The sequence below is a fragment of the Porphyromonas sp. HMSC077F02 genome (assembly GCF_001815465.1).
GTDB classification, from domain to species: Bacteria; Bacteroidota; Bacteroidia; order Bacteroidales; family Porphyromonadaceae; genus Porphyromonas_A; species Porphyromonas_A somerae.
Genome location: NZ_KV820669.1, coordinates 37,581 through 51,381, shown reverse-complemented (window position 1 = coordinate 51,381; position 13,801 = coordinate 37,581). Strand labels below are relative to the sequence as shown.

The following is a 13,801-nucleotide window of genomic DNA, read 5'->3' as shown; positions in this document are numbered from 1 at the left end:
ACGGACTAAAACTCACAGCATGAATAGGTAGCAACAAGGTTGCGGTCACCAAATCCATTATCTGCTCTTCCCACATTAGTCCAATACTTATCATCCTTCAGATATGGCAGTGCAAAGGCAGCCTTTTCACGTGAATATGGATGGGTCCAATTATCACCAGCCACCTCGTATAGTGGGTGAGGAGCATTTTTCAGAACGTTATCCTCCTTATCGGCACTACCATTAGCCACCTCTTGGATTTCATCCCAAATCGTTTCCAGCACACTGATAAAGCGATCTAACTCAGCAAGCGACTCACTCTCGGTAGGCTCAATCATCAGTGTACCGTGAACTGGGAATGATAGCGTAGGTGCATGGTAGTTAAAGTCCATCAGACGCTTAGCGATGTCATTTTCGTCAATACCGCTCATCTCCTTCACCTTGCGGCACTCAAGAATCAGCTCGTGACCTACATATCCAGTATGTCCACTATAGGTAATACCATAAGTATCCTTCAGCCTAGACGCCATATAGTTGGCATTGAGGATTGCTGTACTGGTTGCACGCTTTAGACCCTCACGACCTAGCATACGTATGTAGGCATAGGTAATTCCCACAATTGCAGCACTACCAAATGGAGCAGCAGCTACAGGGATAAAGTCGTGCCCATAAGCTACAGCGTGGCTTGGCAAATAAGGCTTTAGTTTCTCTGTAACGCAAATTGGACCCTCGCCTGGACCTCCACCTCCGTGAGGTATCGCAAAGGTTTTATGCAGATTGAGGTGGCATACATCAGCTCCCATAAATCCAGGATTGGTATAACCGACCTGTGCATTCATATTGGCACCGTCCATATATACCAGAGCACCACACTCATGTACCGTATCTATCAGCTTGCGTATCTCTGCCTCAAAGATACCGTGGGTACTAGGATAGGTAATCATAGTTGCAGCCAAGCGGTCTTTATTATCCGTAGCCTTCTTCACGAAGTCATCTACATCAATATTACCATCGGCATCCGTATCGGCAATGATAATCTCATAACCTGCCAATGATGCTGTAGCAGGGTTGGTACCGTGTGCTGAGGCTGGCAGTATGATAAGGTCACGCTGAGTCTCTCCCTGAGCCTTGAGATACTCAGTGATGACACGAATACCTGAGTACTCACCAGCCGCACCAGAATTTGGCATAAACGACACCCCTGGTAGACCAGTAATGGTTCCTAGTAGACTTGCTGTATTATCTAGCATCTCAATATATCCTTCCGTCTGATCTGCAGGAGCATAAGGGTGGATAAAGGCAAATTGAGGATTAGAGAGGATAAAGAGCTCTGCAGCAGCATTGAGCTTCATAGTACAAGATCCCAAAGAGATCATGCTCTGTGCTAGAGAAATATCCCTCTTCTCTAGCCGCTTAATGTAGCGCATCAGCTCCGTCTCAGTATGGTACTTTTGGAATACCTCAAACTGTAGGAAGTCGCTTGCTCTACGGAACTGATCTTCCACTTGAATGTACTCATTTGGTAACTCAGGCGTAGGCACCTCAATACCCTTAGCAGTAGCAAAAATATAGTATAGAGTACCAAGGTCGGATAGCAGTGTTGTCTCATCTACACTAATACCAATCGCCCCATCCTCATAGTACCTGAAGTTTACTTGGCAATCAAGAGCGATCTCCCTAATCTTGCTTTGCTCATCTTTGCTCAACCCAGTGATATAAAGGGTATCAAAGAATTGCTTGTTGGACTGAGTATAGCCCATTTTAGCTAGTGTTTTGCTGAGTACTACAGCATAAGTATGGATTCGGCCAGCTATATCCTTAAGGCCTTCAGGGCCATGATACACAGCATAGAAAGAACTCATCGTGGCGAGCAAAGCCTGTGCTGTACAGATATTTGAGGTAGCTCTTTCACGCTTGATATGCTGCTCACGCGTCTGTAGTGCTAGGCGGAAAACATTCTTACCATTAGGATCCTTAGAGATACCTACAATACGCCCTGGAATTACACGCTTGTACTCATCGGTAGAAGCCAAATACCCAGCAGAAGGACCTCCGAAGTACATAGGCACTCCAAACCTCTGAGCTGAGCCAAAGACAATGTCCGCGCCAATCTCACCTGGAGGAGTGAGCAGCACGAGCGACATAAGGTCTGCAGCCACAGCCACCTTAATCTCCTTCTCCTTAGCTTTTGCGATAAACTCCTTATAGTCCTTTATCTCACCGTGGTCATTAGTATATTGTACGATAGCACCAAAGTAGTCCTCTGCGAAGTCAAAGTCAGAAGCCTTACCCTCCACTACCTCAACATTCCAGCGAGCCGCACGAGTACGGATCACACCCTTCGTAGAGAGGAATAGATCCTCGGCAATAAACAGCTTATTAGCATTTTTGCGCTTTCTGCTTCTGATATTCAGCAACATAGAGGCTGCCTCCGCACCAGAAGTAGCTTCATCTAGTAGCGAGCAATTGGTTAGAGGAAGGCCTGTAAGCTCCGTAATCACAGTCTGAAAGTTAAATAGAGCCTCAAGGCGACCTTGAGAAACCTCTGCCTGATAAGGAGTATAAGAGGTGTAATACCCTGGATTCTCAAGCACATTACGCTGGATAACAGCTGGTGTATAGGTATCATACCATCCCATACCGATATACGAGGTAAATACCTTGTTTTTCTGTCCGAGTTCATTGATATGCTCTATCAGCTCCCGCTCCGTCATAGGCTCAGGTAGGTCCAGCTCCTCCTTGAGCCTAATATTGGCAGGATAAACTTTGTCTAAGAGCTTATCAATGCTCTCTACCCCGATGCTCTTCAGCATCTTCTGCTCATCATCGTGGTCGGTTACCCCCACGTGACGAATTGTAAAATCATTGGTGTTCATACGCATTTGTTTTTATCTTGTAAAGTGTTGTTTGTCATCAGTTATATAACAGATTTAGGCCTCTTATTGTTGTGTTCAAAAATTAGCTCTTTCTGCCTTAATCGTTGTCTCTGGACCATGCCCCGATAGCACCACCGTCTCCTCTGGTAATTGCAGTAATTGGTCTATTGAGTTCATCAACGTGCCATAATCTCCACCCCATAAGTCATAGCGCCCCATTCCATTCTTAAATAGCACATCACCGCAGAGCATTACCCCACTAGTGGAGTCGTAAAAAGTCACATGCCCTGGCGAGTGTCCAGGGGTCTTCAGCACCTCCAGCGTCGTATTACCGAAGTGCACAGGGCCCTTCAACTGCTTTGGAGTAAAAGAAAAACTACCTTCCTCGGCAGGAATACCAAAGGCCACTAATTGCTGCTCAATTGAAGGGAGACGCGAAATCTCGAGCGAAGTCGCTTCCGTTTCAATCCCGAAGTGCTCCTCTATAAACCTTGCCCCTAGCACATGGTCAAAGTGCAAGTGCGTCGCCAACGACCACTCCAGTTGCAACTCGTGTTGTTCCATAAAGTTGCAGAGCATTTGGCACTCCCTTTCATTCGAAAAGCCAGGGTCAATGATACAAGCAATATTGGTCTCATCCCATAGAAGGTAGGAATTGACCTGTACCATATTCACCGTAAACCGCTTATATTGTAGCATAATAGAGATTATCTAACAGGGTAATAAACTATCTTCTTCGTCTCAAAAAAAGGCAAATCTGGCAAATAAGTACTCAGTTCCACCTCCTTAATCGACTTGCGAAATGGCTTTAGCTCCTCCGTAAGATCACCGCCTTTGAGCGCAATCACCCCATTTCTCAAGGTATTAGATTGGTCGCTCGTATCAATGATATCCTCTCCAATACGAACGAGATTCTTCATAGGCATCGCTGCACGACTGACGATAAAATCAAAGAACCCTGCTCCCATATCTTCAGCCCTCGATTGTAGCACCAAAGTATTTCTTAGCCCTATCGCCTCTTTAATACTTGTTGCCACTTTCACTTTCTTGCCGATGCTATCAATAAGCGTAAATTGGCATTCGGGGAACAGGATAGCCAAAGGAATTCCAGGCAAACCGCCCCCCGTACCTACGTCTAGAATAGCGGTCATCGGCTTGAAATCGGTATACAAACCGATACTCATAGAGTGCAGAATATGATTAACCACTAGATTATCAATATCCTTCCGTGAGATCACATTGATCTTTTCGTTCCATTCCTTATAAAGTGCTGGAAGCGCCTCCAGCTGCTCCCACTGCTCCTCTGAAAGATGTGGGAAATAGCTGCCAATTACCTCCCTTATTTCACTCGCCATGCTTTCCAAGTCTCTTATATTCATTAGTAAAGTAAGGGGCCAATTCGTCATAAGATAGATGCAACTCTATCGGACCAGTTGAGTAAGTAGCCAATTCGTATGGATTGTAGTAAAACGTAATGCCATCCTTATCAAAATAGAGATTATTGGTCACTTCTAAGGCATGATAATTGAAGACCCCCTTATACTCAAGTTCTTCACGTGTTTCCACCTCAAAAGAGTGCATCAAAGCATTAAATAACAAGTCGAGCAAATCCTCATCATTAGGCTCCTTGAATAGCGACGAAACAGTAATTAATGCCTTATCATTTAGATTATAATTAAGGGTAGAAGCGAACTGATTGGCATGTGCGCCACCTGAGTATTCAATTGTCTTCGAAATCAAAGACAAAATACCATGCTCCGAATAAGTAATACTATCGCTATACTCATACTCTCGGCTGAAAACGCTGTATGAGCCAACATCAAAGTTGAGCTTTTTAGCCTGCTCTAAGTCGAGCTTATAATCTCCCACCTGCTCTTCCACATACTTTTCGAGATGAGCCTTTACTCCCTCTTTTGAAAAGTCTTCCAAAGGAGCCGGGTAAATTCGCTGCGCTATAGACTTTACCAAGCTGTCTCGTATCTCGGTATAGTTATTATCCGAAAAAGTCGGATACGACATTTTTATATCTACTTTACACGATGGCATGGCATCATCGCCTTCCCACTCCTCAAGCACGTAAGGGTCAATATACTCAGTCGATGCCTCTACAGCCTCCCAAGTAACCAAGCCGTCAAGCGAATCAATCTGCTTACTTTTCGTACAAGAGACTTGGGCTAGCAATAAAGTCCCCACCAGCACCCCAATTACCCTATTTCCTTTCATATAACTTAGTTCGCCATCTCCGAAATAAACTTCACTCTAATCAGCCTTATCTCCTCCTCTTCATATACTCCCAATTCACTCATAGCTGTCTCAATATCGTCCGTCACTGAGTGCTTGAAATAGTCAAAGATCTCATCAATAGCCTCCTCCTCCATTACATCGCTAATAAAGTAGTTGATATTGATTTTCGTGCCACTATATACGATTGCCTCCAGCTCACTGAGCAATTCGGGAAAGTCGAGATTGTAAGTATTGGCAATATCCTCTAGGGATACCTTTCGGTCGATCATCTGCACGATAGAGACCTTTAGCTTCGACTTATTAGGCACCGTACGAATACGGATATCTTCAGGGCGATCTATTTCATTATCATGTACATACTCACTAATGACCTCCAAAAATGGCTTGCCATACTTCTTTGCCTTACTCAGTCCTACCCCCGAAATATTCTGGAGCTCCATTTCATTGATAGGATAAAAGGTAGCCATATCCTGTAGGCTCGATTCCTGAAAAATCACATAGGGAGGCAGATCCAACTGCTTCGCCATTTTCTTCCTCAGGTCTTTTAGAATTGAGAATAACTGTGGATCAGCCACTCCTGCGCCTCCAGTAGCACTCTCCTCTGTGGGGATCTCTAAGTCATCATCATCCTCTATATGTATCTGGAAAGATTTTGGGCTCTTGATAAAGGTTTTCCCCTTTTTGGTGAGCTCCACCACGCCAAAACGCTCTACATCCTTCTCAATATAACCATCAATCAGAGCTTGCTGTAGGATCGTTTCAACCACCTCCACCTCCATATCACTACAGCAGCCAAACTCTTCTAATTCGGTGTGGCAAAAGTTCTCAATATCGGCACTATCCACACCCATTACAAAGTTGATAATATACTCTGTCTTAAATTCCTCCTTCAAGCTCTTAATTGCCTGAAGAATAGATCGTAATTCATTTTTTGCTTCCACAGATTTTCTATGACTCAAACAATTATCGCAGTTATGACAATTATCAAAATGATACTTTTCACCGAAATAATGTAGTATATACTTTCTTCGACATATCGGAGAGGTCGCATAGCCAGTGATCTCATCAAGTAGCTGGCGACCCACCTCACGCTCATTATTACTTTTGTTTTTGCTCTGTAAGAGCTTTCGGAGCTTCTGGATATCCTCATCGCAGTAGTATGCAATGCAAATTCCTTCGCCTCCATCTCTCCCCGCCCTTCCCGTCTCCTGATAGTAGCTCTCCAAGCTTTTCGGGATATCATAGTGGATCACATATCGCACATCTGGCTTGTCAATCCCCATGCCAAATGCGATGGTAGCTACAATCACATCAATATCCTCACTGATAAAGGAGTCTTGTGCCTCTGCACGCACTCCACTCTCCATACCCGCATGGTAAGCCATCGCCTTGATGCCATTCGTTTTCAGCACCTCTGCAAATAGCTCCACCTTACGCCGGCTCATACAGTAAACGATGCCAGTCTTACCCTCATGTGTTTTAATAAACTTAATGATATCCTTATCAATATCCTCATCCTTTTTCCGTACCTCATAGTACAGATTGGGACGGTTAAAAGAGCTCATAAAGATATTGGGCTGCTTCATCTCCAAGCACTTAATGATATCCTCCTGCACCACAGGCGTGGCAGTAGCGGTAAGAGCGATAATCGGGCGTACCATAATCTCCTCCACCACCTCTCGTATCCTTCGATACTCTGGGCGAAAGTCATGACCCCACTCCGAAATACAGTGTGCCTCATCTACGGCATAAAATGAGACGTTAATCTCATGCAGCAGATCCACATTTTCTTTCTTTGTCAGGCTCTCAGGTGCCACATAAAGCATCTTCGTCACCCCACTTCTCAGGTCATCATGCACCTGCTCTAACTGAGCTTTAGAGAGAGAGGAATTCATAAAATGCACAATCCTCTCATCACTTGCATTGGCACGCAATGCATCTACCTGATTTTTCATCAAGGCAATCAATGGAGAGATGATGATAGCCGTCCCGTCCAATACTAGAGCAGGCAATTGATAGCAGAGCGACTTCCCACCACCAGTGGGCATCAAGACAAAGGTGTCTTGCCCCCCCAATACACTGCTGATGATTTCAAATTGCAAGTCCTTAAAGGCATCAAAGCCAAAAAACTGCTTCAACACTTTAAACAATTTAGCTTTCAATTGGCTATCAATAGTATCTAGAGCATTCATAGAGAGTTCTCCTAAAAAACACTTAATTCATAAGTCCTAAAAACTTCCAATGCTTAAAGGTACCAAAAAAAGTTGATACCACCTACAAATACCACACCACTCAAAAAAAATAAACTCCACCACCCTTCCCACTACAAGAGTCTCCGAGGAGATCCGATTTGTTGTAGCCCCCATGTCGGAGGGGCGATAGCTCCGACCGACTAGGAAGAACCCCATACCCCATCTTCCACGACGCCTTGTGAGTTGGGCACCCCACCAGGCTCAAAATTAAAAAGCCTTGCGTCACCTTCTATCGGTCGTCAGACCTGTCCGATCAGGCACCGCCCCAAAAGGGCATACCCTATTCACCCAAGATCTCCTCCGCCATCTTAGCCGTCACTCGCACCTTCTTTTTAGAAGATGATGGAGCTTCATACATTACATCTCGCATCAGCTCCTCAAATATCGAGCGTAGCCCTCTAGCCCCTGTCTTTAGAGCAATAGCTCTATCCACAATCAGCTCATACACTGCATCATCTATCTCCAGAGTGATACCCTCTAGCGACATCAACTTTTGATATTGCTTCGCGATCGCATTCTTTGGCTCCGTCAGTATCGACTTCAGTGCCTCCCGACCGAGTGGGGTCAGATAAGTGAGTACCGGTACCCTCCCGATCAGCTCGGGAATCAATCCGAATGACCTCAAGTCGGCAGGCTCAACATACTTCAGTAGGCTCTCGTCATCACTATCGAGGTGTCGGTGGCTCAATTTATTGGCATAGCCCACCACACGAGTATTCTTGCGCTTAGCGATTTTCCGCTCAATGCCTTCAAACGCACCTCCGCAGATAAAGAGGATATTCTCCGTATTCACTAGCACCATCTTCTGCTCCGGATGCTTGCGACCTCCCTCAGGTGGTACATTCACATCGGCACCCTCCAATAGTTTCAGGAGCCCCTGCTGTACCCCTTCACCCCCCACATCGCGGGTGATACTGGGGTTATCCGCCTTGCGGGCGATCTTATCCATCTCATCTATAAAGACGATTCCACGCTCCGCCGCCTGCACGTCATAGTCTGCCACTTGTAGCAATCGTGAGAGGATACTCTCCACATCCTCCCCCACATAGCCAGCTTGGGTAAATACAGTCGCATCCACAATGGTAAATGGCACCTTGAGCATCCTTGCAATCGTCTTGGCGATTAAAGTCTTACCTGTGCCAGTAGGTCCTACCATCATGATATTGCTCTTTTGGAGCTCTACATCATGAGCATCGCCACTATTCAGCTTAGCTTTCGAAGCATTTTGCTCGTTGTAGATCAGTCGCTTATAATGATTGTAGACAGCCACGGAAAGGGTCTTCTTTGCCTCCTCCTGCCCAATTACATACTGGTCTAGAAAAGCAACCATCTCACGAGGTTTAGGCAGCTCATCCATACTTGGCAGAGCGAACCTCCCCCTATGCGCTTGCTGATGCCGCACCTCCTCTACCGCCTTATGAACCGTAGTAGCACACTCATCGCAGAGATTTCCCACCGGCCCCGGCACCAAGAAGTCCACCATACTGGCAGGCCGTCCACAGATATCACACCGCTCCTCCTGATTGTGCTCCGAATGATTTCGTTTTGCCATTGATACAATATAGACTATTACTTAGTTTCTTTCCGAAGTACCTTATCCACCGCACCGTAGGCGAGCGCCTCATCGGCAGTCATCCAGTAGTCGCGGTCACTATCATTGGCAATCTCCTCTACCGTCTTGCCGGTATGTCGACTGAGGATTTCAAAGAGCTCCTGCTTTACCTTAATGATCTCCCGTACCGTGATCTCCATATCCGATGCCTGACCCTGAGCACCGCCCAGCGGTTGGTGTATCATCACTCTGGAGTGAGGGAGCGCATACCGTTTTCCCTCTGTACCAGCCACTAATAATACCGCGCCCATACTTGCCGCCATGCCTGTGCAAATGGTGCTCACATCACAATTGATATACTGCATCGTATCATAGATCCCGTAACCGGCATAGACCGAGCCACCAGGACTATTAATGTAGAGCGAAATATCCTTGCCAGGGTCGCTCGTCTCTAGGAAGAGCAGCTGTGCCTGCACCACATTGGCCACGTAATCATTAATGCCGGAGCCAAGAAAGATAATCCTATCCATCATCAATCGACTAAATACATCCATCTGTGCCACATTCATCTGCCGCTCCTCTATAATGGTGGGGGAGATATACCCCTCCGCTACAGCGCTGCTGCTAACCATCTTAGTATAGTCACTCACCAATTGAGAATTAATCCCAAGATGCTTATGTGCATACAATTCAAACTCCCGCCCCATCTCTTGATTACTCAACATAGTCATATACTCATATATATATTATTCACACTTTCAAAGGACAACCTACTAAGCGAAAGCTATCTGCCCTCACTTTGTCACCTACCCTTTTGATGAGCAAACTTATATATAAATAGTGAGATCCACACCCGTTTCACTATTAAAGCTTCAAAAAAAATAGACCCTCGGAGGTAAAGTGGTGCATCAAGGTTTTAATATTTAGGGAAAATAGCAAGACAACATCTCGCCTCACCCCTTCCCCAACCAACCTTTCGGTTTTCACATTAGGTTCCACTTTGACGAAGGAGAGAGTGGCGGGGAAGGGCATTATAAATACCAGTCATAGGAACTATATCAGTATCAAATCCATACTTACCACCACGAGGTACTACAATGAGAATGTTGCACGAAGTGCCATTCTCGTACATTTGCTTCAAATGTGCCGAGACTTTGTACGAAGGATGAGATACAAGGTGCTGAGGATGAGGGTGAATGGAGCGTACTCACGTACGTGACCGAACCCGAATTCCGATAGCAACGCCGCAGATCGCCTTCGTGCAACAGTCTCTACAATATTCGACCCACATAACAAGGTGAAAATCCACCTAAAATAGGGGGCATAGAGACCCTAGTCGCAATTGCCTAAAACTCAACACTATATAAAATCGCTTACTGAGTTGCAAGAAAGCTTTTGCTTTGTTGCAACTCGGCAAATGCTGAGTTGCATCTCGCCGATTGCTTAGTTGCATCTCATTTTTCACTCTACTAGGATAGAGCTTTTATGGAGGCCTTAGCGTTATTCATCTACCTTTGTGTATACGCCCATTCAAGCCCTCTCTCTATGAGCTATTCAACGCTTGGTACTCAGGTGCCTGCTCTTAGGTAGGAGCGACGTACAACGCGACCTCTGGCACAAAGGTGCCAGAGAGGTATGATGAGGTAAAAAATTGGTACCTTTGTAGGAGGTTTAGAGAGATGTGATGAAAGAAAGAAGTGAAGTAAAGAAGGAGCATAGCCCGCACCTATCAAATATTATGCCACAGCTTTGGGGGCTTCTCTCGGATCATGAGCGGGAGGAGCTCTTGATCTGGAGCAGTTACTATATCTATAAACGTGGTGAGGTGATCTATGATGCTACGGTAATTCCGCAGAATGCATTTATCTTGGTGGATGGGCAGGTGAAGGTGACGCAGGAGGCTGACCGCACTCAGATACTCAGTCTCGTTAGGGCACGTGAGTTTTTTGGTTATGAAGCCTACTTTGCACGAGAGAACCCGCTAACGAGTGCTACGGCAGTGGAGACGAGTCTTATTTGCTTGGTACCGATCCGTAGCCTGGAGACGATCATTCGTAGCAATGCGAGTGTGGGGCTCTACTTTATGAATGACCTGGCCTTGCGACTAAGGGAGCGCAATCAATTGACGATTACGCTGACCCAAAAGCACACGCGGGGCCGGCTGGCGGAGTCGCTTCTACTTTTGCGGAGAAAGTATGGCACTGAGGCGGACGGGCGGACTATTAGGGCTTATCTGACGCGTAATGAGTTGGCGGACCTAAGTAATATGACTACTAGCAATGCGGTGCGGACGCTTCGCTCCTTTCAGGAGGAGGGGGTAGTGGCTCTGAATGGGCGACGGATTAAGGTGCTAGATGAAGAGAAGCTTCAGCGGATTAGCAGGCTAGGATAAAAGTATGGGCGGAGGTAAAGGCAACACGATCACGACGTATGACCTGGGCACGCTTCCTATTGGGCAGCTACTCAGGTATTATGCGGTACCGTCGATTGTGGGGACGATGGTCAATTCGCTCTACAATTTGGTGGATAGGATCTTTATTGGACAAGGGGTGGGAGGCTTGGCGATTTCGGGCTTGGCACTCACCTTTCCGATCCTTATCTTTTTACAAGCCTTTGGGATCCTAGTAGGTGTAGGAGCCTCCTCTAGGATCTCTATCTTGCTTGGGCAGAAGAAGCGAGGAGAAGCGGAAAATCTATTGGGTAATGCCTTTGTGCTCTCTGTAGTATTGAGTCTCTCTACCATCACTCTCTGCTACCTACTGATGGAGCCGATGCTCTATGCCTTTGGCGCTTCGGCTGATACGATCCCCTATGCCATGGACTACTTAGGGATAGTGATCCCGGGGAATATCTTTGCGAACCTCACTTTTTCGTACAATTCGGTGATGAGGGCGACTGGGTATCCTCGCAAAGCGATGGTGACGATGATTATTGGGGCGGTGCTGAACGTGGCTTTTGATGCCCTATTTATTTTCGGACTAGGATGGGGAATCAAGGGAGCAGCATGGGCTACGGTGCTGAGCATGTTTGTGGGTATGCTCTTTGTGATGCATCACTTTACAGATACTGGTGCCTTTCTCCGCATTCGCGCTAAGAACTTCAAGCTCCAGTGGGGCTATGTATGGGGGATTCTGAGTATTGGGGTGGCACCTTTTGTGATGCAATTGGCAGCAAGTATGGTGCACCTATTTAAGAATAGTAGCCTAGTAGCTTATGGAGGCGACTATGCGGTGGGTGCCCATGGGATCTCTAATAGTATTAGCACCACTATCTTTTTATTTATCCTCGGTTTGGCTATTGGAATGCAACCGGTAGTGGGCTATAACTTTGGGGCAGGAAATATCCATAGGGTGAAGGAAGCTTTTATCAAAACGGTGAGGCTCAACGTAATAATAGGAGTGGTGGGCATCGTGATTACTCAGCTTTTCACAGAGGGGCTAGTGCGGTGCTTCACTACTGATGATGAGCTCATCCGTGTCTCTAAGGAGGCTGTGAGGATTGAGAATATGGCGTTTTGGGCTGTTGGTTTTCAGGTAACTTGTGTCCACTTCTTCCAAAGTATTGGTTCGGCGAAGCAGGCAATGATCCTTAGTATCTCTAGGCAGGTAGCCTTTTTGATCCCTCTGATCTACTTCCTTCCAATGATATGGGAGTTGAAAGGGGTTTGGCTGGCAACTCCGGTGGCTGATGTGCTCTCCTTTACCATATCTTTAACGTTAATCGTGCTATTTTTCAGGAAACATAAAGAAGAAAAGAAGGTATGAGGATGCTATTGATATCACTGGCGGGACAGGTGCTACTGAATGCTCTGTTTCTACTATGCGTATGGTGGGCCACTAAAAAAGGCTCTCAGTGGCGTAGGATAGCGATTGGTTGGGTTGTTTTCGAACTACTATACTTCCTGGTGATCGTGATATCTAAGGTGCTTTACCACTCTAGGGGTGAGTACCTAAGAGTGGGCACCTCTCTATTTACCAATTACTATGTATTTATAGTGATCCTAATGATGCCCCTACTCTGTGGCTACTTCATCATTTGGCTTTTGGGGAAACTTAATGTGGTGAAGCAGGCAGAACTACGGCTAAAATTACGTAGTTGGCTTCTCATCGTGTTGCTTCCTATTACTGGAGCGCTCTGTATTAAAGGCTATTACAACTCCATAAATCCAGTGGCAACGCACTACCACATCACACTACCCTACAATGGAGCTCCTAAGGAACTAAAGATAGCCTTTATAACCGACCTACACATAGGAGAACTGGTGAAAAAGGAGGTGCTACAGAAGATGGTAAAGATGGTGCAAGAGGAGCAACCCGACTATGTATTGGTAGGTGGGGATCAGGTGGATTACTACTTTGATTACGTGGAGCGGGACCCTGAGATATCTGAGCTGATCCTTAGTTTGCACACTGATAAGTCGCGTATCTTTCATGTGCTTGGTAATCATGAGTATTATATAGATCATGAGCCTAAGCGGAAGTGGTTAGATGAGGTGGGCACGCTCCTTGTGGATAGTGTGGTGCAGCTATCGGACTCTCTCTATCTGATCGGCCGTGATGATGCCTATAATGAGAGTAATCGACTTCCATTGAAATCACTTGTGGAGCAGGTACCAGAGGGAGCCACTACCATTTTGCTTGATCACCAGCCCATTGAACCAGATGTGGAAAGGGCATTAGGAATCGACTTGGCTCTGCATGGACACACTCACGATGGCCAGTTTATCCCTTTTAAGTGGTTAGTATGGCTCAATTTTGAAAACTCTTATGGATATCTACACAGAGGAGTAACGCATTATATTACTAGCTCTGGACTAGGCTTTTCGTCTTCACCTATATTGCTTGGCACTCTCAGCGAAGTGGTGATTATTCACCTAAACCTAGAAGGGGAGAAATAAT

At 46.0% G+C, this 13,801-nt stretch carries 11 protein-coding genes; 3 read left to right on the top strand and 8 right to left on the bottom strand.

The annotated features are described in order from the left end of the window. Positions 1–5: 5 nt before the first annotated feature. The 8 genes from gcvP to HMPREF3027_RS09605 all read right to left on the bottom strand — a co-directional run bounded on the left by gcvP (position 6) and on the right by HMPREF3027_RS09605 (position 10,035). On the bottom strand, positions 6–2,855 hold the full coding sequence (gcvP, locus tag HMPREF3027_RS04955; RefSeq protein WP_070707412.1) for an aminomethyl-transferring glycine dehydrogenase: 2,850 nt from the start codon (positions 2,853–2,855) through the stop codon (positions 6–8). Positions 2,856–2,930: 75 nt separating this feature from the next. Then, on the bottom strand, positions 2,931–3,554 hold the full coding sequence (locus HMPREF3027_RS04950) for an MBL fold metallo-hydrolase (RefSeq protein ID WP_070707410.1): 624 nt from the start codon (positions 3,552–3,554) through the stop codon (positions 2,931–2,933). Between the two features lie 8 nt (positions 3,555–3,562). Next, positions 3,563–4,210, bottom strand: a complete 648-nt coding sequence (gene rsmG / locus HMPREF3027_RS04945; protein WP_083317517.1) for a 16S rRNA (guanine(527)-N(7))-methyltransferase RsmG — start codon at positions 4,208–4,210, stop codon at positions 3,563–3,565. Continuing rightward, on the bottom strand, positions 4,200–5,078 hold the full coding sequence (locus HMPREF3027_RS04940; RefSeq protein ID WP_070707408.1) for a DUF3298 and DUF4163 domain-containing protein: 879 nt from the start codon (positions 5,076–5,078) through the stop codon (positions 4,200–4,202). The genes rsmG and HMPREF3027_RS04940 overlap by 11 nt, the downstream gene beginning before the upstream one ends. Before the next feature lie 5 nt (positions 5,079–5,083). Then, a complete protein-coding gene (recQ, locus tag HMPREF3027_RS04935) occupies positions 5,084–7,291 on the bottom strand; it encodes a DNA helicase RecQ (RefSeq protein WP_070707406.1) in 2,208 nt (735 codons plus the stop codon). Positions 7,292–7,631: 340 nt separating this feature from the next. Continuing rightward, entirely contained in the window at positions 7,632–8,903 is a 1,272-nt protein-coding gene (gene clpX / locus HMPREF3027_RS04930; RefSeq protein ID WP_070707404.1) for an ATP-dependent Clp protease ATP-binding subunit ClpX, read from the bottom strand. Positions 8,904–8,920: 17 nt separating this feature from the next. Then, positions 8,921–9,628 (bottom strand): ATP-dependent Clp endopeptidase proteolytic subunit ClpP, encoded by a 708-nt coding sequence (gene clpP / locus HMPREF3027_RS04925; protein WP_018028208.1) that lies wholly within the window; start codon positions 9,626–9,628, stop codon positions 8,921–8,923. Between the two features lie 263 nt (positions 9,629–9,891). Continuing rightward, a complete protein-coding gene (locus tag HMPREF3027_RS09605) occupies positions 9,892–10,035 on the bottom strand; it encodes a hypothetical protein (RefSeq protein WP_168165875.1) in 144 nt (47 codons plus the stop codon). Between the two features lie 552 nt (positions 10,036–10,587). On the opposite strand from HMPREF3027_RS09605, the gene HMPREF3027_RS04920 reads away from it, so the two are divergent. From HMPREF3027_RS04920 to HMPREF3027_RS04910, 3 genes are read left to right on the top strand one after another with little or no spacing between them, the layout of a single operon-like run. Beyond that, complete coding sequence (locus HMPREF3027_RS04920; RefSeq protein ID WP_018028206.1) at positions 10,588–11,295, top strand: Crp/Fnr family transcriptional regulator; 708 nt, start codon at positions 10,588–10,590, stop codon at positions 11,293–11,295. 4 nt (positions 11,296–11,299) lie between these two features. Next, entirely contained in the window at positions 11,300–12,667 is a 1,368-nt protein-coding gene (locus HMPREF3027_RS04915) for an MATE family efflux transporter (protein WP_018028205.1), read from the top strand. Continuing rightward, complete coding sequence (locus HMPREF3027_RS04910; protein ID WP_070707401.1) at positions 12,664–13,800, top strand: metallophosphoesterase; 1,137 nt, start codon at positions 12,664–12,666, stop codon at positions 13,798–13,800. The genes HMPREF3027_RS04915 and HMPREF3027_RS04910 overlap by 4 nt, the downstream gene beginning before the upstream one ends. The last annotated feature ends 1 nt before the right edge of the window (position 13,801 follow it).

Coding starts and splice junctions, on each gene's coding strand:
- gcvP (WP_070707412.1), bottom strand. CDS start 2,855: ATGAACACCAATGATTTTACAATTCGTCACGTGGGGGTAACCGACCAC.
- HMPREF3027_RS04950 (WP_070707410.1), bottom strand. CDS start 3,554: ATGCTACAATATAAGCGGTTTACGGTGAATATGGTACAGGTCAATTCC.
- rsmG (WP_083317517.1), bottom strand. CDS start 4,210: ATGGCGAGTGAAATAAGGGAGGTAATTGGCAGCTATTTCCCACATCTT.
- HMPREF3027_RS04940 (WP_070707408.1), bottom strand. CDS start 5,078: ATGAAAGGAAATAGGGTAATTGGGGTGCTGGTGGGGACTTTATTGCTA.
- recQ (WP_070707406.1), bottom strand. CDS start 7,291: ATGAATGCTCTAGATACTATTGATAGCCAATTGAAAGCTAAATTGTTT.
- clpX (WP_070707404.1), bottom strand. CDS start 8,903: ATGGCAAAACGAAATCATTCGGAGCACAATCAGGAGGAGCGGTGTGAT.
- clpP (WP_018028208.1), bottom strand. CDS start 9,628: ATGTTGAGTAATCAAGAGATGGGGCGGGAGTTTGAATTGTATGCACAT.
- HMPREF3027_RS09605 (WP_168165875.1), bottom strand. CDS start 10,035: ATGTACGAGAATGGCACTTCGTGCAACATTCTCATTGTAGTACCTCGT.
- HMPREF3027_RS04920 (WP_018028206.1), top strand. CDS start 10,588: ATGAAAGAAAGAAGTGAAGTAAAGAAGGAGCATAGCCCGCACCTATCA.
- HMPREF3027_RS04915 (WP_018028205.1), top strand. CDS start 11,300: ATGGGCGGAGGTAAAGGCAACACGATCACGACGTATGACCTGGGCACG.
- HMPREF3027_RS04910 (WP_070707401.1), top strand. CDS start 12,664: ATGAGGATGCTATTGATATCACTGGCGGGACAGGTGCTACTGAATGCT.